Source organism: Pseudarthrobacter sp. 1C304, assembly GCF_052245515.1.
GTDB lineage: Bacteria > Actinomycetota > Actinomycetes > Actinomycetales > Micrococcaceae > Arthrobacter.
The window spans coordinates 1-17,058 of sequence record NZ_JBQQCH010000010.1; the positions used below are offsets into that span (position 1 = coordinate 1).

Sequence of the window (17,058 nt, forward strand, 5' to 3'; positions counted from 1 at the left end):
AGTCGCGGCGTCCTCCGGGACTCTGTGACTTCCGGACTTCCGGAGTAGCGGACTCACGGAGTTCGTGAGTCACGCTGTCTGTTTGTTGGTGGCGGTGTTGCGGTGGGCGCCAGGCGTTGCTGGGTCGAAGGGGCTGCGTGTGTAGCCACTGACTCTGTGACTCCCGGAGGCACGAAGTGCCGGAGTAACAGACTTGGGGAGTCTGTGAGTCCATGTCCGGCGGGCGATGCAAGTTGGGTTGGCGAATAAGAGCTCTTCGCGTCGCTTGGGCGTTCCAGATCCGGGGAGGCCGGCATCGGGGGTGACGGTTCGCTCACCGTCGGGGGTCCCCACGAGCGACCGGAGGCTATCTGGCAGCTGTTGTACCTGCTCCGGCCGCTCTATATTGGCGAAGTGGCCGCAGCGGGAACATCGTAGCTGTCTGTACGTGCGGGACAACGCGTGCCAACCGGACGAAGTCATTTGGGGGAGTGAAGACCTTGGTGTCCCCGCGGGTCGCCAGGACCGGGCAACGGGCGGAGCGCCATTGCCCCGAATCGTAGCGCGCTGCGGCTTAGGCAGCCGCGACGAAGCTGGCTGGACGGGCGTCCTTGCCGAGCCCACGAATGATCCTCGGGCAAACGGCACGGAGGGGCCCTCCGCAGACGCCGGAAAGCACTCACGCCGGGCAAGCGGGTAGCTGTGCCAGCGGGGCGGCGCGCGGGGGAGTAGAAGACTGGCCTGGCCGGGGAGTTTGGAATCAGCCGAGAAACCCCTCAGGATCGACAGCCATGACCCGCCGCAGTAACCGCAGTCCGGTAATAAACAAGCGTGGTCAGAACTTGAATAAGTCCTGGGCTGTCGTAGATGAGTCCCATGGACCAACGCTACGCACCCCGCCCTCGCGGTCAAGAGCCAGTCCTAGCGCCACCGGTAGGGATTCCAGCGCACGAACCAGGGGAGCGGGGTTACCTTTCAGGTGGTCAACGGGGCGGGAGCCGGCAAGATCCCGGGACGTCGTGACCATCCAGACGGTGAAGTAGTTATGCGGGATGTCCAGTTCCATCGCCTTCCGAAAAGCTCAACGACCTGCGGGCGGAGCTGCCCGCCGGGGAGGAACTGGAAACCCGGGCAGAAGGTCCGTCGTCGATGAAGATTCGGACAAGCGGTCGCATGTTCGGTCCGGGGGAGTCCTTGAGCTCGCAGAGCCGGCGGCGGACATGGTCGAGACTGGGCCGGCTGAACCCGCTCCGGAAGTGGTCCCAAGTCTGCGCGGGGCCGGTTGGCTTGTACGGCTGGCCTCTCTAATCGGTGATGCTTTCGAGCCGCCACTGGGCCGAGAGCGGGTTCCGGCGCAGCGTGAAGGTCCGCAGGGCTGAGCCTGAGGCGCCGGGGCGGGCCTGCACCCGCCAGTATTCGATGCTGACCAGGTCGCCGCTGCCGACGGCGGCTGTGCGGCGGGTGTTCCACCAGGAGTCGCGTCCGAACCAGTGCTGGGAATCCGTGTCCGGGTCGACAAGCCATATTGTTCCGTCGTGGCGGATGGCGAGGGGTTTTCCTGTCGGGTCGGTGCGGACCTGGAGGTCGGGGGTTTGGGTGGGTGCATCGGGAGCGAGGGTCATTCGGTGGTGCTTCTTTCGTGGTGCTGGAGTGCGGTGGTTTAGGCGGCTTTGACGAGGGGGAGTTCGTCCCAGTGGGTGGTGTAGCGGGGTGAGAGCATGTCGCGTTTCATGGTCCAGTCGGGGCCGCCGCGGATGCCTCCGTGGCCCAGGCCGATGGAGCCGCGCCCGTACTTTTTCGTGACGTCCTCGAGGAGGGTGCCGATGTGGCGTTCCTCGTGCGGGTTTTCGAACAGGGATAGGGGTGCTTGGTTGCCGCTGGGGCGCAGGTCGGTGACCATGATCCCGGCCCGGGCGTATCGGATGCCTTCGACGATGCGGGGGATCAGGGCGTGGGCGGCCTTGGTGAGGATCACCGGATCAGCCGTGGGCATCGGCAGTGCCACACTGACGGTGGGGTAGGACATGTCGTTGGGGTTGAAGTGCGAGGTGCCGGCGAACGCGGTGAGGACTTTGGCTTGAAGGCCGTGTTTGGCCAGCCGGGCGGAGGCCTGCTGGCCGTAGACACTCATGACCTGCCGGATCCCGGCGGCGGTGGTGATGGGAGTGGCGAACGAGCGGGAGAAGATGAGCTGGTCCCGGCCGATGCGTTCTTCCTCCATCGGGATGCAGGGTGTGCCCTGCAGCTCCAGGACGGTGCGCATCATGACCACGGAGAACCGGTCCCGGATCATCACTGGATCCGCCCGGGACAAGTCCAGGATCGAATGGATACCCAGGGCGTTGAGGCGTTTGGTCAGCCTGGTCGCCACACCCCAGATCTCAATGACGGACAGCCGCCGCATCAGGGCCTCCCGGTCGGTGGCAGGTACGGCGTCCCAGTGGCAGACCCCATCGAAGGCCGGGTTGTTCTTGGCCCATTTGTTCGCGAGCTTCGCCAGGGTTTTCGTCGGCGCGATGCCGACGCAGACGGGCACCCCGACATTGCGCCGCACGGTGGTTTTCATGGCTCGGCCGAGGGCCAGAAGTTCGTCGGGGGTGCCCTTGACGCCGAGGAAGGCCTCGTCGATGCTGTAGACCTCCAGCCAGGCCGAGTACCGGCCCAGGAGTTCCATCACGCGGGCGCTGATGTCCCCATAGAGCTCGTAATTGCTGGAGAGGGCCACGAGGCCCCATTCTTTGGCTCGCGGTGCGAGTTTGAACCACGGATCGCCCATGGCGATCCCGAGGCGTTTGGCTTCGGGGGAGCGGGTGACGGCGCAGCCATCGTTGTTCGACAGCACGATCACGGGCCTACCCTCCAGGGCCGGGTTGAACGCCCGTTCCGCCGAGGCGTAGAAGCAGTTCACGTCCACGTGCGCGATCTGCGGCAGCTGCCGCATCACCGCCGGTGCGCCCACGGCCGACCCTAAACGACGTGCAGGCATCGGGTGACGACGCCCCACACGAGAAGGTCCGAGAGTGAGGGAACCACAATGTCCGGGTAGGCCGGGTTCTCTGCCTGAAGCACGACACCGGTGCGTGTGATCCGGAGCCGTTTGACCGTCAGCTCCCCGTCCAGGACCGCTACGACCACGGACCCGTCCACCGGTTCCAGCGCCCGGTTCACGATCAGCTCATCCCCGTCACTGATCCCGGCCCCGGCCATGGACTCCCCGGAAACCCGCACCACATACGTGCTCGTGACGTCCTTGATCAGGTGCGCGTTCAGGTCGATCCGGCCCTCAAAGTAATCCTGCGCAGGCGAGGGATACCCGGCCGCTACAGCGACCGGAGAGACCAGCACCGACAACAACGACGCGCCCGCATCTATCACACGGGGGCCAACAATAACGCCCACAACACACCTTTATTCGAATATATGTTCGATTAAGTGTAAGCCCTGGGTCCGACGGAATGGCCACCGACTTTGGTTCCGGCCTGCGGCCGGGGCGGGTTGCACGCCAGTGGGGACAGCTTTGAGCTGTGCGGAGGGCTCCACCAGCCCCCAATGGGCACAACCCGGAGGGTTCCCGCTGCTGGCCCGGATTGGTGCGGTACGCGGCGGGCCTGTCCGGGGTTATGAGGAAGCCTCCGCGCGAATCCCAAGGGACTCAAGCGCGGAGGCGCCCGGTTCTCCAAGCTGGGGGGACTGGAGAACCAGGCCCAGTCTATGCCCGCGCTCCCTCGCGGATTGCGGCGAAGCGGGGTCTTTCCGGTCACACTTGGGGACGCCGGCCCCGGGTTCTGCCGGCCTGCCAGCCGGGAACGGTCTCGTCCAGGGACTTGGCCTTCACCGGGTCCAGTTCACCCCGGCGCCGTTTGTACCGCTGCGTGTGGATCCAGACCCCGAGGGTATGTTCCCGCTCTGAGTCGTAGCCGTGGTGCCGCGGCCAATCGTGGCCCTCGGCACGGAACTCCACCAGCTCGGCCAATCGGCCCTGCCACCTGGCCTCGTCCGTTGCTTCCCTGCGGTTCCCGGCCCACCCCGGCACTCGGGCCAGGCCCTGGCTGTAGGCAGGGTCGAGGGTGCCCTGGGCCGTTTCGCGGCGGCGTGCGGACAGCCATCGCGCCATCGACCTTTCGTCCCGGTCACCGGCACGGTCCTCGGGGAGCCGGCCTTCAGCCAGTACCCAGGTGATGACCCCCGTCATGCGGGCAAGGTCAGCGGGGGAGGGGTGAGGGACGGGAGCGGCGCCGGCTGCGGCCCGGTGGTCGGCTTCGAGTCCCGGGTCCTGGCGGCGGGCGATCACCAGGTGGTAGCCGACGGCCGCCGGTTCGGCGCGCACGAGCTCAGCGATGCGTTTCCGGCTCAGTCCGAGCCGGTACATCAGCACCCATTCCGCGTCCGGAGCGCGCCGCAACCGCTTGTCCATAATGGACCCCATCCTGCCACGGCCCTGCCCACGAGACGGGCGGGAACCCCCGGACTCAAGACACTGCTTTTTGGGCGTCCGCTGTTGCGGCCCGGCGGCCCGGTTAGGTGTGGCCGTGGCAGGGCTTTGCTGTGCCCAGACTGTTGCTTTTGCCACCCGTCGGAGCCTGCCTTGCCGGGTGACTCCGGTGCCCGGGTTAGGTCAGGTCGGGAGATGTCAGTCGGTGGCGTTGAGGTCAAAATCCAGGTCGAGGTCCAGTGGCGAGTTCAACCGTCTCCAGGTGGAGGTGATCGGGGCGGTGGTCAGCGCCCGGGCGACCGGCATCCGGTCTGCGGCCACGAGCGGGTCCAGGTCCAGGCCAGTCAGGGCGGCAATGTCTCGGACGGGGACCTGGAAGGTGCGGAACGGGCCGAGCGGGGGAGCCTCGTCGATGGCGCCGGGCCGCGGGACGTCGGGCAGGTTCGCGAGCTCGGGTGTCTGGTCCACGACGTAGCCGGTGGCGGCGAGGCCCCCGTGGTGGAGGAATACGGCGACCTTGAAGTACCGCAGCGGGATGCTGACACCGCGGTAGACGGGGTCGGTGTCACTGAAGATCGGGCCGGTGAACACGACGAGCCGGCGGCCGTTGCCGGCTGCGTTCTCCTGCAGGTAGGACTCCAGACCGAGCCAGAGGCCCAGGCCCTGGTTGAACTTTGCCGCCTGGGGCGCGGCGTTCGTGTAATGGAAGGTGTCCTCGTTGGCCCGGGCTGCCTCTTCCCGGGTTTCGCCCCAGACGGCTGAGGCCCGGCGGACCAGGTGGCCGCGGTCGATGTCGTTGCGGGCGTAAACCCTCTCCCCGGTCTGCTGGTTTTCGCCGAGCCGGGGATCGAGCCGCCACTGGATGCCGGATCGGTCCAGGTTCATCAGCTTCGCCCCGTCGATGCCCAGGGCCGTCACCGCGGCCAGGCGTTTGTCCGGTCGCATGAGTACGGAGAAATGCGTGTAGGGCAGAAGGACCGTCTCGACCCCTGCCAGGGTCGGAACGGGCACCGGCACACCGAGGAAGCAAGCATCGAAACCGGACCGGCCCGACAGATCGCGTGCAGCAGCAGGACCCGGTCCCAGCAACAGTTCATCCATGCCCGGACCCTAACAGCTGCCGGTGACAACGAAGTGAGTGAACCACCCGCCCAAAGGTCCAGGCCCCCGAAGGCAGAACAGGAGACCCCCGGCCCACGGGCGCCGCGGGCTCAGCGACACTGCTTTCGGGCGTCCGCTGGCGCGGCCGGCGGGTGGGGCGGGACTGTCAGTGGCGGCCCGGGACCCTCGTGCGTGCTTGCTGGCCGCGACTCCGACTTTTTGGGGAGGGAGCGCCCAGCGAGCGGGAAAGAGCGGTGGCCGCTTCATTGAGGAGGACGCCGAGATCGGTGATGTGAGGGGCGAGCCGTTCCCGGGGGCCGCTTACGTTTAGAGCGGCATGGATGCGGCCGGTGTGGTCGTATACGGGGGCCGAAGCTGCGATGACTCCTGCTTCGAGTTCGCCATCGACGACGGAGTAGCCCTGGACCCGGATGCGGTGCATTTCGGCGAGCAGACTTTTGGCATCGGTTATGGTTTGTGCGGTTCTGGGCGGAGTTGTGTGCAGTTGGAAGGGGCTGGGTTCTCGTCCGAAGTGTTCTGCGTCGATGACGGCGGTGTCGCGGCCGTGGCTCTCATACCAGGCCAGCAGTGAGGGATCGTCCCAGTCGCTGACGAGAACTCGCCCTGAAGGGGTACGCCACGCTGCTGTGGTTACTCCTTCCCAGCCTGCTGAACGGACTTCGTTGGGACTTAGTTCACTGGCCAGGGTCAGGACGTTTCCGCGGTGCAGGATTGAAAGGTGCGCGGTCTCCATGGTGGCGCGGACGAGTCCTCGCAGCACGGGGCGGCCGAGTTGAACGAGCTGCGCTTCTGAGGATTTGGATGCTATCGCGAATACTCGAGGCCCGACCGTGAAAGCGCGGGTTTCCGGGTCGCGACGGACAAGCCCGGCTTCTGCGAGGGTGCTGAGGGCTCGGGAAACGATCGATTTGCTTCGCCCCGTCAGCTGGGCCAGTTCGGTCACGCTAAGTCCGCCTGAGCGCGCGGATCGGTCGCCGGCAAGGAGCTCCAGGAGACGGACGTCGCGGGTGAGTCCGGAAGTGTTGTTCGTGCCGGGCTGGTGGTTTGAAGCCGGTGTTTCCATTCCACAACCATGACGGAATGTTCCGATATGCGCAACTACTGTCGCGATAAGCGGAATTATTGTTCATTCTGTATTCAAGATCACGTCGGTGGCGCAGAGCGGCGTCACCAGAGGAAAGGGATTCAAGCGATGAATGACAGTCAGAACGATGAGAGCCTCGTCAGTGAAGACGGGGGCATTGGGGCGTCGCGGAGGCCTACGATTGGCTTTATCGGTCTCGGCAATATGGGGATAGGCATGACCCGGAACCTCCAGCGAGCCGGTTTCGACCTTGTGGTTAACGATGTTCGCCGCGAAACGGCGGCCGAGCTTGTTGCCGCAGGAGCCCGTTGGGCATCGAGTCCGGCAGAAGTCGCGGCTTCGGCCACTATTGTGATCACGATGCTGCCGACTCCACGCATCGTCCGTGATGTCGTCTTCGGCGCCGACGGCATCCTTGAGGGGATTCCGGATGGCGGCACGTGGATCGATATGTCGACGTCGGTTCCTGAAGTCGCGGAGGAAGTACGTTCGCGGTTCCCGGAGCGGAATCTCAACATTGTTGATGCGCCGGTCAGTGGAATGTCGGTTGGGGCGGCGAACGGAACCTTGCAGATTTTCGTGGGGGCCACGACCGGGCAGTACCAGAACATCCTCCCGGTCCTGAGCGCCATGGGGGATCCGGAACGAATTCTGCACGTCGGCGCAGCAGGGGCCGGATATGCGGTCAAACTAATGATTAACCAGCTCTGGTTCTCCCACGTGATAGCCACGGCGGAAGTCCTTGCCATTGGGACAGCTGCTGGTGTTAACCTCGATGTTCTGCGCCGATCGCTCATCGCAAGCCCGGCAAACAGCAACTTCCTTGAGCATGATGTCCTTTCCATTCTCAACGACGGCGACTATGACGAGGGTTTCGCGATCAAGCTGGCCTGCAAGGACCTGGGCCTGTCGATCGATCTGGCGCGCAGCGTTGGGATGCCGAGCGAGCTGTCGGCACTGGTCGAGCAGATCTTCGTGCGCGCGAAGCGCGGCTACGGGGATCTGGCTGGCGAGATGACGCCGTTCAAGTTATATGAGGACCTGCTCGGAACCGAGCTGCGCCTCACGTCCGAAACCTTGTCAGGAGTTGCACGATGAGTCTGACTTTCCGTACGGATCTGTTCATCGGCGGGCAGTGGCGGCCAGCCTCAAACGGTGCCCGCTTCCCGGTATTGGATCCGGCCAACGGAGAGGTGATTGAGCAGGTTGCCGACGCGAGCCCCGAAGACGGGCAGGACGCTCTGCGCGCCGCGGACGCAGCGCAGAGGGAGTGGGCGGCAACCGCTCCGCGGGTGCGCGCCGAGATACTGCGTCGTGCGTTTGAAATTGTTACCGCCCGGGCCGATGAGTTCGCAGAGACCATCACCCGCGAAATGGGCAAGCCCCTTGCTGAGGCCAGGGCGGAAGTGAAATACGGGGCCGAATTCCTTCGCTGGTTCTCCGAGGAAGCCCCACGGATCTCCGGCCGCTATTCGACTGCTCCGGATGCAGGCAGCCGCTTGCTCGTGCTCCGACGCCCGGTTGGTCCCTGCCTTTTCATCACACCGTGGAACTTTCCGCTGGCTATGGCCACGAGGAAAATCGCGCCCGCGCTGGCTGCAGGATGCACGAGCATACTGAAGCCGGCTGCGCAGACCCCGTTGACGGCGCTCCTTTTCGCGGAGGTGCTCCAGCAAGCAGGGGTTCCCGCGGGCGTTGTCAATGTCATCCCGACCCAACAGGCCGGCGCGGTGACCGGTCCGCTCATCGGGAGCGACAAACTCCGCAAGCTCTCCTTCACCGGCTCGACGGCCGTCGGGAAGCAGCTCATCAAGTCAGCCGCAGATCAGGTGCTTCGTGTCTCGATGGAATTGGGGGGCAACGCGCCCTTCATCGTGTTCGAGGACGCGGACCTCGACGCGGCCGTCGAGGGCGCGCTGGTTGCCAAGCTCCGCAACGGTGGCGAGGCCTGCGTGGCCGCTAACCGTATCCTCGTGCATGAATCTGTTGCAGAACGCTTCTCAACTGCACTAACGGAACGCATGGGCAAGAATGTCGCCGGACACGGGCTGGACACCCGGACCACAATTGGCCCGCTCATTGACAAGGGCACCCGCGACAAAGTCAATGATCTCGTTGTCGAAGCCGTCGCGGACGGTGCAACCGTGACCGTCGGGGGCACGGTGCCGGACGGAGAGGGCTGGTTTTACCCGCCGACAGTTCTCGTCGACGTACCGTCCACGTCCCGCATTCTGAAGGAGGAGATCTTCGGACCTGTCGCCCCGATCATCACGTTCAGCTCCGAGCAGGAGGCAGTGGACCTGGCGAACGCGACGGAGTACGGGTTGGTGTGCTTTGCCTACACGCGCGACCTGGACCGCACCCTCCGCCTCGCGGAGTCCCTGGAAACCGGAATGCTCGGTATCAATACCGGCATTGTCTCCAACCCCGCCGCTCCCTTCGGCGGGGTCAAACAATCCGGCATCGGACGCGAAGGCGGCTTCGAAGGCATCGACGAGTACCTCGAGACCGTGTACGTCGGTATCGCCGGGCCTTCGGCCCCGAAGTAGCAGAACACCCTGGTGTGCGTTGGACACTCAACGCACACCCGGGCCCTGCCTCCTGATCTTTCAACCTTCAATGACGAAGCAAGGAACGAACGAGCATGATCACACCAGTCCAGAAGCGTGTCGAAAACGTTGATTTCGATGACATCCCCATTAACCGCTTCCACATCCGCATGACCGCCCTGACGTTCGGTGCGCACTTCAACGACGGGTTTGCCGTTGGTATTATTGGCATGGCCATCGTCATGATCGCCAGAGATGGCGCCATGGAACTCGACGCGTGGTTGACCGGCGCCCTCGGCGCCGCCGCGCTCCTCGGGCTCTTCTTCGGCGCGCTCATCTTCGGGGCGGTCGCCGACAAGATCGGACGACAGCGGGTATTCGCGCTGAGCTTCCTCGTCATCACCCTCGCGACGTTCGCCCAATTCTGGGTCCAGGAACCCTGGCAACTACTCATTCTTCGCCTGATCATGGGGCTCGGTATCGGAGGCGACTACGCGGTCGGGCACACCATGCTCGCCGAAGTCCTTCCCCGCAAACGACGCGGCGAGATTCTCGGCTCCTTCTCCGTAATCTGGACCATCGGCTACGTACTGGCAACCATCCTCGGTATCTGGTTCCTGCAGTCAGACGTACCGGAAGCCTGGCGTTGGATGCTCATCGCTCCCGGGTTCATCGCCGCCATTGTTCTCGTCGCTCGACTCGGCATCCCCGAGTCCCCCCGATGGCTCAAGCGCAACGGCCATGACGCCCGGGCCCGGCAAATCCTCGACAAGCATTTCGGCACGCACGTCACGCTCGGCGATGAGGAAAACGCTGAAGGTCCCACAGAAGGCATGCTGGCACTCTTCAAGCCCAAATACATCCGACGGACCCTCTTCAACTGCACCTTCTTCGCATGCATTGTTGCCCCGTACTTCGCCATCTACACGTTCCTGCCGACACTGCTCAAGCAAATGGGGCTCTCTGACCTAGCCGAAAGCGGTGGTGGTTACGCCGTCGAGGTGTACCTGAATATGTTCTTGCTCGCCGGTGCACTCGCCGGAATCTATTTCACGGCGAAGTTCTCCCGTCGAGGCTTCCTCATCACAGGGTTCTTCGTTCTCACCATCTCCCTGATTGCCCTCGCCCTCGTCCCCACCGGCGCCACCCTCGTATCCGTCGCTTTCTTCGCGGTCTTCACCTTCACGCTTTCAGCGGTTAGTAATCTCGTCGGTATCTTCCCGGCCGAGAGCTTCCCAACCCCCGTGCGCTCTTCCGGTATCGGTTTGGCAACAGCAATCAGCCGTCTGGGGTCCGTCGTCAGCACGTTCCTGTTGCCCGTCATGCTCATCGAGTTTGGAGTGGTCGTCACGATGTTGAGTCTCGCCGGGATCCTTGCCTTCGGCCTCGTCGTGTCCTGGCTCTGGGCGCCAGAAACAAAGAACAAGACACTCACAGAATGCGCCACCCCAATACTCCCCTCTCAAGGGCGGGTCGAAGGCACCAGGCACAAAACCAGGATCTGAGAACCGCCCGCACACAGCAACTGACATAAATCGAACGAATGGAATGACAATGACTGACACCTACGATATCGACGGCAAATTTTCCCAGGGATGGGGCGGGGAAGCCCCGAACGGCGTCCACGTCAACGTCCTCCTGGCCAGAAGGGGCAGCCCAACAGCGGCGTCAATCACCACCGCCTTCACCTCGCCCTCGCCCGGCTTCACCCCCATTCTTGCCAGTCTGGGCCCGGACCAGGCCTCCTACGTCACTCTCAATCCGCCCACAGTGATCCTGAACAAATCCAAACCGGATACGGATTTCCAGGAGACCCTCATCTTCGGCGCATCCCAGGTCGGGATTGCCCAGGGCATCCTGGACACCGTCGCCGAGGGGCTGATCACACAGGACCAGGACACCATCGCCCTCGTCTCCCTCTGGGTGGACCCGGCAGCCGCGGACGAAACCCAGGTACGCAGGAACGCCCGTGAAGCCACCGCCAAAGCCTCCCGCGAGGCAGTCATCGGACGATCCGAGCACGAACACCTCGACCTGCTCGAGCACCGGGAAACCCTGACCCACCCCTTCTACGGGGGCCGCTAAAGCCAGAGCGGCTGACAACACGGCACCGGCCCCCAACGGATTCATCCGATGGGGGCCGGTGCCGCTGTGTTGCCCTACTTTAAGGGACCATGCCGCAGTATCAGGACCCGACAGCCATCCGGACGCGAGAGCGCTGCCGCGCCGTCTAGCCCCTCCTTCGTCGGGGCCTGCGGTGCAGGAAATGTCCCTTCGGCGCTCCTGCGTCGCTTATATCCTTAGTAGCACCGAAGAACCCCGCACTGTTCCCGGCGCGGGGTTCTTCGTTGCTGGAACAGTTCCGAGTTTTATCTGGCCCTACTTAACCACCGGGACAAATGACCTGCTGCCTCGATGGCCCGCCGCGTGGGCGGTGCAGTCCGTGGGTTAGATGCTCTACGAGATCTCCATAACTAGGACGCCGGACCAGGTCAATTCCATACCGTGATGACATAGTTCCAGCCCCAGTTCACGTTTGTTCTGTAGCAGCCGCTGGCACTGATCCGCTTGTTGGGCCATTGGCGCTGGGCCCAAAGGTACCGGTTCCAGTGATCGTTCTTGCAGTTCTCCAGGCTGTACCGGTACGGGCCGCCAACCTCCTGGTAGCAGACTGACCCGGACCAGCACGAGGCTGCCGATGCCGCCGGGGCAGCAGCCACGCCGACCCCCGTTGTAACCATGGCGGTCGCGAGGAGCAACCCGACCTTCTTCTTGATGTTCACTACTGGTACCCCCAGGTCAGTGAGACTTCTGTCCGAGTCTCGTCTGACTGACCTTATCGCCCTTTATCTCACGAGGGTCGGAGGGAAGATCAATGCTCTGTAGAGCTCGCACCCCTTCGGGCGCCCGCTTCGCGGCCGGCTGTCGGGGTCCAGGGCTTCCGTCGCAGAGCTCCGGGATCCCTGGCCCTTTCCCACGTCTTCGACGTTTTTGGCTGCTGTCCTTCGGATCGTACGTGCCCGCTCCAGCCCGTCTAGCCCCTCCTTCGTCGGGGCCTGCGGTGCAGGAAATGTCCCTGCGGCGCTCCTTCGTCGCTTATTTCCTTCGGGAATTTCCCGCGCCTTGCCCTCACGGGTAGACGGGCTTCCGTCGGGCACAGCTCCGCAAGCTCCGCCAGCAGCCAAAAACAACGGGGGGAGAGGGGACGCTGGCCGGTCACCATGGCCGCCCCACCCACCGAAATCCTTGGGCAAAAAGGAGCAACACCATGAACGCAATCATCACCAAGACGGTGACCACGCAGGACACCGGCGAAACCATCGACGGCGTGACCGTGCTGGGCGACTACCACCTCAACGGCGGCTACGACTGGATGGAACTCATCGGCGAACACGGCTGGGCCGTCATCCCCAGCTGGGGCGCAGACGGCTGGGACCTAGGCAACTGGCCATACGTCATGGTCGCCGCGACCCGCACCGCGGACGACATCGGGAACCTGTTCGGAGTCGCCACCTACTGCGAAGGTGACGTGACCTGCACCTACTACCGGACCAAAGCCCGCCAGTGGGACGCGATCAGCGAACAGGCGTACTTCCACTGGAAGAACGGGCAGGCCCACGGCCCTGACGACCTCCCCGAGGCGGCCGCGGAACTCCCGTCCCGCTACCGGATGCCCTACATGTCCAACGTCGCCTAAGACCCCGACCAGAACCTGCCGGGCGGGGACACCGCCCGGCAGGGCCCCCTGGGGTCGGGCGGTCCGCCGCCCGTGGCCGGGTAGCGTCGCTGGTCACCGGCGGCGGACCGCCATTTCCGGAACGTTCCGGAACCAGCCGCCGCCGAGGCCCGGGTCGCCGGTCGCCTGGGCTCGGCCCAGGGGGGAAGTGGTCCAACAGGCTGTTGGACAAAAGAGTGTGCTCGCTGGGCTCGCGCCCTGATGGGCGTCCGCTGGCGCGGCCGGCTGTTGGGTCCAGGGCTTCCGTCGCAGAGCTCCGGGATCCCTGGCCCTTTCCCACGTCTTCGACGTTTTTGGCTGCTGTCCTTCGGATCGTACGTGCCCGCTCCAGCCCGTCTAGCCCCTCCTTCGTCGGGGCCTGCGGTGCAGGAAATGTCCCTGCGGCGCTCCTTCGTCGCTTATTTCCTTCGGGAATTTCCCGCGCCTTGCCCTCACGGGTAGACGGGCTTCCGTCGGGCACAGCTCCGCAAGCTCCGCCAGCAGCCAAAAACAACGGGGGGAGAGGGGACGCTGGCCGGTCACCATGGCCGCCCCACCCACCGAAATCCTTGGGCAAAAAGGAGCAACACCATGAACGAGAAGCTGAACATCACCGGACCCGCCGACCTGCTGGCGGCAGTCCCGCACCTGCTGGGCACCACGCCCGCCGAATCCTTCGTCATCATCACCGCGCAGGGCGGCACGCTCGGCGTCACTCTGCGGGTAGACGCCCCCGAGCACGCAGAACCGGGCGGCTATGCCCAGACCCTGACCAGCTACGCGGCCCGCGACGAGGAGGCCACCGCGTCCTACGTCGTCGTCTACACCGACGAACATCCGGACGGCTACCCCTACGCCGCCCACGTCGCCGCCCTCGTCAACGAACTCGCCGTGGCCCGGATGCCGGTCCGCAACGTCTGGCTCGTGACCTCCACCCACTGGTCCGAGTTCGGCACCGACGAAACCCGCCCCCTGGAAGAAATCACCGACAGCCAGGCCAACGCCGCACTGACCTACTTCGGCAGCGCCCCCGACGTCGACGTCTACAACCCGTCCCTGCTGGGAACATGGGCGCAGCGCGTCGAAGCCCCCGAGAGCACCGCGGCAGAGACTGACGCCGCGTGTGAAGCGTGGGCGGCCCTGCTCGAAGGGGAAGGCACCCCCGACCAGCAGAGCGCCCGGTACCTTGCTGCCGCGCTGCAGAACACCTTCATCCGGGATTTCATGTTCCGCGAGACCATCACCGCGCACAACGGCAGTTTCGGCGACGTGATGCTCGGGAAGTTCACTGACCGGCCCGACTGGGACCGCATCGACCGGGCCGAAGCAATGGCCTTCGAGCTGATGAAAGCAGTTCCGGCAGGTCAGCGCGCACCCATGATGGCGCTGATGGGCTGGCTTCAATGGCTCAAAGGCAACGGCACACAAGCGGACCGCTACTTCAAGCACGCCCTCAACGACGTTTCTGATTTCCGTCTCGCGGTCCTGCTGCGCGAATTGATCGGCCGCGGCTACGTCGCCGACGTCGCCAAGGACGCCGCAAAGTCCTACCGGCGCCGCATCATCTAAGCGGACAACACAGGCCGGGCCGGGTCCGACAGGATCCCGGCCCGGCTTTTTCCGGTGGCGGGGCGGCCTCCCCCGCTGGCGCTCCTCCGGCCGCCTGGACGCTTGCGCGGGCGCAGCCGCGGGATCCAGGAAGCGGGCAGAAATCCCGGCTAGAGTGGAGAAACGAGCACGGCACCAATGCGGGGGAGCGCCAGTATGAACCACGAGTACACGATGACCGGGGACGATGCCCTACCCGCCAATCCCAGTCTGGCTGAGGACATCGTTGAGCTCAGCCTGCTCACGGCCGGCGAACCAACCGGCCCGGTTGATGCTCGCTGGGCCGACGAAGAGCACAACCGGTTCTGACGACCAGGCAGCGAGACGCTGCCCCACAGATTTCCTTTGCCCAAGGGAAAACGGGAAGGCCGGTACCGCAAGGTGCCGGCCTTCTTCATGCCTGGGACCTTTCCTTGGACCGCCGCCATAAAACGGCGGCCGCGAGGCTGTTGAGGGTCAGGTTGAAAAGGTCGCCGGCGATCGGCCGGCCGATGAAGAGATCCAGGATCACCACCGCCAGTGCCACGCTGGCGGTGACCGTGAAGAACCGGGCCAGGACCCGGTAGACCCGCAGGGAGTCCCACCGGGTACCGTGCCCCGCACGGCCGGGGCCGCCATCGTGTGGGGTCCGCTCAGTCATGACCTCACCATACTCAGGATGGGCGTGCTCGCAGGGCTCGCACCCTTTGGGGCGTCCGCTTCGCGGCCGGCTGTCGGGGTCCAGGGCTTCCGTCGCAGAGCTCCGGGATCCCTGGCCCTTTCCCACGTCTTCGACGTTTTTGGCTGCTGTCCTTCGGATCGTACGTGCCCGCTCCAGCCCGTCTAGCCCCTCCTTCGTCGGGGCCTGCGGTGCAGGAAATGTCCCTGCGGCGCTCCTTCGTCGCTTATTTCCTTCGGGAATTTCCCGCGCCTTGCCCTCACGGGTAGACAGGCCTCCGTCGGGCACAGCTCCGCAAGCTCCGCCAGCAGCCAAAAACAACGGGGGGAGAGGGGACGCTGGCCGGTCACCATGGCCGCCCCACCCACCGAAATCCTTGGGCAAAAAGGAGCAACACCCATGAACACCAACCCCACCCTCGAAATGATCGACCCGGCCACCCTGACAGTCGACATCAACGTCCGCAAAGACGCGGCCCTGACCGCCGACTTCATCGCCAGCATCAAAGAACACGGCGTGATGGAACCCGTGATCGCCCACCGCAAAGACGACGGCACCGTGCACGTCCTGATGGGACAGCGCCGCACCCGCGCCGCCGTCGAAGCCGCCCGGCCCCAGATCCCGGTGATGATCATCGAATCCCCCGAGGAAACAGAACGCATCGTGACCCAGGTCGTGGAGAACATCCAGCGGGCCGAACTGACCGAAGCGGACGAAGCCGACGCCTACCACCAGCTGTCCCTGATCGGCGTCTCGGCCGCCGCGATCGCCAAGAAGACCGGCCGGACCAAGACCAGCGTGGAAGGGGCGCTGAAAGCCAAAGCCTCGACCGCCGGAGCCGCCGCCCTGGGCAAGGGCTACACCATCGACGAAGCGCTCATCATGGTCGAGTTTGAAGGCAGCCAGGAGGACACGGAGGAGTTGGAGTCCGTGATCGCGGACGAACCCGACCAGCTCCTGCACGTCGCCCAGATGCTCCGGGACCGCCGCGACCGCGCCGCCGCCCTCACCGCGCTCATCGCCGAGCTCGAGGCGGCGGGCAAGACCATCGTCGAGGACGCCGGACACTACGCCAACGAAGAGAACCTGTACGTCTCAGCCGCAAAGCGGGCCGACGGCGAACCCGCCACCGACGAGGACGCCAACGCCTACAAGATCAGCACCGACTACCGGGGCCAGCACAACGCCACCCCCGTCATCACCGGCTGGAAAGACCTCGGCTTCACCCCGAAGCACGAACGCTACGACGGCGGCACCCAGGCCCAGAAAGGCCCGATGACCGAGGAACAGAAAGCCGAACGCAAAACCCTGATAGCCAACAACCGCGAGATGGAAAGCGCCACCAAGGTCAGGCGCGAGTTCGTGAAGACCCTGCTTTCCCGGAAGACCGCGCCGAAGGGCTGGCAGCACTTCACCGTCCACGCCATCACCCACAACCCCGAAACCGCCAGCGGCTACGACGGCAAAGTCGCCACCGAAATGCTCGGGACCAAGACCGGAGAGGACACCGACCGGTGGGGTTGGAACCCGCTGCGGGCACACACCGCCAAAACCACCGCACGGCCCGAGTTCTCCCTCATCGCCCTGATCTGCGCCGGGTATGAAAAGACCATCCAGAAAGACTCATGGCGGAGTGCCGAGAAGCGGCACTTCCACTACCTGAACCAGCTCACCGCCTGGGGCTACACCGCCAGCGCCGTGGAGCAGATCATCCTCGACAAGCAAACCGCCGATACCGAATAATTTGAAGTGGGCCGGGCGGCTGATCCCCCAATACAGCCGCCCGGCCCTTCCATTCGCAGGGCACGGAACCTGCCGTACGCCGGGCGGTCCGTCGCCCAGGGCGAACCACAGCAGCCACTCACCAGCGACGGACCGCCATCAACCGCGACCACGCGGAGCAACCACCAC

At 64.8% G+C, this 17,058-nt stretch carries 16 protein-coding genes; 8 read left to right on the forward strand and 8 right to left on the reverse strand.

Features of this window, described 5'->3' with window-relative positions; translation table 11 throughout:
* Positions 1-1,283 precede the first annotated feature (1,283 nt).
* From ACTWQD_RS16130 to ACTWQD_RS16155, 6 genes are all read right to left on the reverse strand, one after another.
* On the reverse strand, positions 1,284-1,601 hold the full coding sequence (locus ACTWQD_RS16130; RefSeq protein ID WP_443197140.1) for a hypothetical protein: 318 nt from the start codon (positions 1,599-1,601) through the stop codon (positions 1,284-1,286).
* Positions 1,602-1,639: 38 nt separating this feature from the next.
* Entirely contained in the window at positions 1,640-2,920 is a 1,281-nt protein-coding gene (locus ACTWQD_RS16135; protein ID WP_443197271.1) for a Y-family DNA polymerase, read from the reverse strand.
* Positions 2,921-2,946: 26 nt separating this feature from the next.
* Positions 2,947-3,378 carry a LexA family protein gene (locus ACTWQD_RS16140; protein ID WP_443197141.1) on the reverse strand — a complete coding sequence of 144 codons (432 nt, stop codon included), beginning with the start codon at positions 3,376-3,378 and terminating at the stop codon, positions 2,947-2,949.
* Positions 3,379-3,736: 358 nt separating this feature from the next.
* Positions 3,737-4,393 carry a helicase associated domain-containing protein gene (locus ACTWQD_RS16145; RefSeq protein ID WP_443197142.1) on the reverse strand — a complete coding sequence of 219 codons (657 nt, stop codon included), beginning with the start codon at positions 4,391-4,393 and terminating at the stop codon, positions 3,737-3,739.
* A 216-nt stretch (positions 4,394-4,609) separates the two neighbouring features.
* A complete protein-coding gene (locus ACTWQD_RS16150) occupies positions 4,610-5,512 on the reverse strand; it encodes a DNA/RNA non-specific endonuclease (protein WP_443197143.1) in 903 nt (300 codons plus the stop codon).
* A gap of 166 nt (positions 5,513-5,678) precedes the next feature.
* Positions 5,679-6,596: an IclR family transcriptional regulator gene (locus ACTWQD_RS16155; RefSeq protein WP_443197144.1), complete on the reverse strand. Its 918-nt coding sequence runs from the start codon at positions 6,594-6,596 to the stop codon at positions 5,679-5,681.
* A gap of 129 nt (positions 6,597-6,725) precedes the next feature.
* On the opposite strand from ACTWQD_RS16155, the gene ACTWQD_RS16160 reads away from it, so the two are divergent.
* The 4 genes from ACTWQD_RS16160 to ACTWQD_RS16175 all read left to right on the forward strand — a co-directional run bounded on the left by ACTWQD_RS16160 (position 6,726) and on the right by ACTWQD_RS16175 (position 11,251).
* Positions 6,726-7,715 carry an NAD(P)-dependent oxidoreductase gene (locus ACTWQD_RS16160; protein ID WP_443197145.1) on the forward strand — a complete coding sequence of 330 codons (990 nt, stop codon included), beginning with the start codon at positions 6,726-6,728 and terminating at the stop codon, positions 7,713-7,715.
* Positions 7,712-9,166: an NAD-dependent succinate-semialdehyde dehydrogenase gene (locus tag ACTWQD_RS16165; protein WP_443197146.1), complete on the forward strand. Its 1,455-nt coding sequence runs from the start codon at positions 7,712-7,714 to the stop codon at positions 9,164-9,166. The genes ACTWQD_RS16160 and ACTWQD_RS16165 overlap by 4 nt, the downstream gene beginning before the upstream one ends.
* Positions 9,167-9,261: 95 nt before the next feature.
* The gene (locus ACTWQD_RS16170) at positions 9,262-10,671 is read left to right on the forward strand and encodes an MFS transporter (protein ID WP_443197148.1); all 1,410 of its coding nucleotides are present in this window, start codon (positions 9,262-9,264) and stop codon (positions 10,669-10,671) included.
* Between the two features lie 49 nt (positions 10,672-10,720).
* The gene (locus ACTWQD_RS16175) at positions 10,721-11,251 is read left to right on the forward strand and encodes a formaldehyde-activating enzyme (RefSeq protein WP_443197149.1); all 531 of its coding nucleotides are present in this window, start codon (positions 10,721-10,723) and stop codon (positions 11,249-11,251) included.
* Between the two features lie 407 nt (positions 11,252-11,658).
* On the opposite strand, the gene ACTWQD_RS16180 is transcribed toward ACTWQD_RS16175, so the two are convergent.
* Positions 11,659-11,949, reverse strand: coding sequence for a hypothetical protein (locus ACTWQD_RS16180; protein WP_443197150.1), 291 nt, complete (start codon positions 11,947-11,949; stop codon positions 11,659-11,661).
* A gap of 485 nt (positions 11,950-12,434) precedes the next feature.
* On the opposite strand from ACTWQD_RS16180, the gene ACTWQD_RS16185 reads away from it, so the two are divergent.
* From ACTWQD_RS16185 to ACTWQD_RS16195, 3 genes are all read left to right on the forward strand, one after another.
* Entirely contained in the window at positions 12,435-12,863 is a 429-nt protein-coding gene (locus ACTWQD_RS16185; protein WP_443197151.1) for a hypothetical protein, read from the forward strand.
* A gap of 609 nt (positions 12,864-13,472) precedes the next feature.
* Positions 13,473-14,450: a DUF4192 domain-containing protein gene (locus tag ACTWQD_RS16190; protein WP_443197152.1), complete on the forward strand. Its 978-nt coding sequence runs from the start codon at positions 13,473-13,475 to the stop codon at positions 14,448-14,450.
* Between the two features lie 195 nt (positions 14,451-14,645).
* The gene (locus ACTWQD_RS16195) at positions 14,646-14,798 is read left to right on the forward strand and encodes a hypothetical protein (RefSeq protein ID WP_443197153.1); all 153 of its coding nucleotides are present in this window, start codon (positions 14,646-14,648) and stop codon (positions 14,796-14,798) included.
* An 85-nt stretch (positions 14,799-14,883) separates the two neighbouring features.
* Here the strand turns inward: ACTWQD_RS16195 and ACTWQD_RS16200 are convergent, their stop codons facing one another.
* Positions 14,884-15,129: a hypothetical protein gene (locus tag ACTWQD_RS16200; protein WP_443197154.1), complete on the reverse strand. Its 246-nt coding sequence runs from the start codon at positions 15,127-15,129 to the stop codon at positions 14,884-14,886.
* A gap of 417 nt (positions 15,130-15,546) precedes the next feature.
* Between ACTWQD_RS16200 and ACTWQD_RS16205 the strand changes: the two genes are divergently transcribed.
* Positions 15,547-16,890, forward strand: coding sequence for a ParB/RepB/Spo0J family partition protein (locus ACTWQD_RS16205; protein ID WP_443197155.1), 1,344 nt, complete (start codon positions 15,547-15,549; stop codon positions 16,888-16,890).
* Positions 16,891-17,058: the final 168 nt, after the last annotated feature.

Excerpts from the sequence above, each read along its gene's own strand:
- ACTWQD_RS16170 (WP_443197148.1), top strand. The coding sequence starts at position 9,262 with ATGATCACACCAGTCCAGAAGCGTGTCGAAAACGTTGATTTCGATGAC.
- ACTWQD_RS16145 (WP_443197142.1), bottom strand. The coding sequence starts at position 4,393 with ATGGACAAGCGGTTGCGGCGCGCTCCGGACGCGGAATGGGTGCTGATG.
- ACTWQD_RS16135 (WP_443197271.1), bottom strand. The coding sequence starts at position 2,920 with ATGCGGCAGCTGCCGCAGATCGCGCACGTGGACGTGAACTGCTTCTAC.
- ACTWQD_RS16200 (WP_443197154.1), bottom strand. The coding sequence starts at position 15,129 with ATGACTGAGCGGACCCCACACGATGGCGGCCCCGGCCGTGCGGGGCAC.
- ACTWQD_RS16150 (WP_443197143.1), bottom strand. The coding sequence starts at position 5,512 with ATGGATGAACTGTTGCTGGGACCGGGTCCTGCTGCTGCACGCGATCTG.
- ACTWQD_RS16155 (WP_443197144.1), bottom strand. The coding sequence starts at position 6,596 with ATGGAAACACCGGCTTCAAACCACCAGCCCGGCACGAACAACACTTCC.
- ACTWQD_RS16130 (WP_443197140.1), bottom strand. The coding sequence starts at position 1,601 with ATGACCCTCGCTCCCGATGCACCCACCCAAACCCCCGACCTCCAGGTC.
- ACTWQD_RS16195 (WP_443197153.1), top strand. The coding sequence starts at position 14,646 with ATGAACCACGAGTACACGATGACCGGGGACGATGCCCTACCCGCCAAT.
- ACTWQD_RS16185 (WP_443197151.1), top strand. The coding sequence starts at position 12,435 with ATGAACGCAATCATCACCAAGACGGTGACCACGCAGGACACCGGCGAA.
- ACTWQD_RS16190 (WP_443197152.1), top strand. The coding sequence starts at position 13,473 with ATGAACGAGAAGCTGAACATCACCGGACCCGCCGACCTGCTGGCGGCA.
- ACTWQD_RS16175 (WP_443197149.1), top strand. The coding sequence starts at position 10,721 with ATGACTGACACCTACGATATCGACGGCAAATTTTCCCAGGGATGGGGC.
- ACTWQD_RS16165 (WP_443197146.1), top strand. The coding sequence starts at position 7,712 with ATGAGTCTGACTTTCCGTACGGATCTGTTCATCGGCGGGCAGTGGCGG.
- ACTWQD_RS16205 (WP_443197155.1), top strand. The coding sequence starts at position 15,547 with ATGAACACCAACCCCACCCTCGAAATGATCGACCCGGCCACCCTGACA.
- ACTWQD_RS16160 (WP_443197145.1), top strand. The coding sequence starts at position 6,726 with ATGAATGACAGTCAGAACGATGAGAGCCTCGTCAGTGAAGACGGGGGC.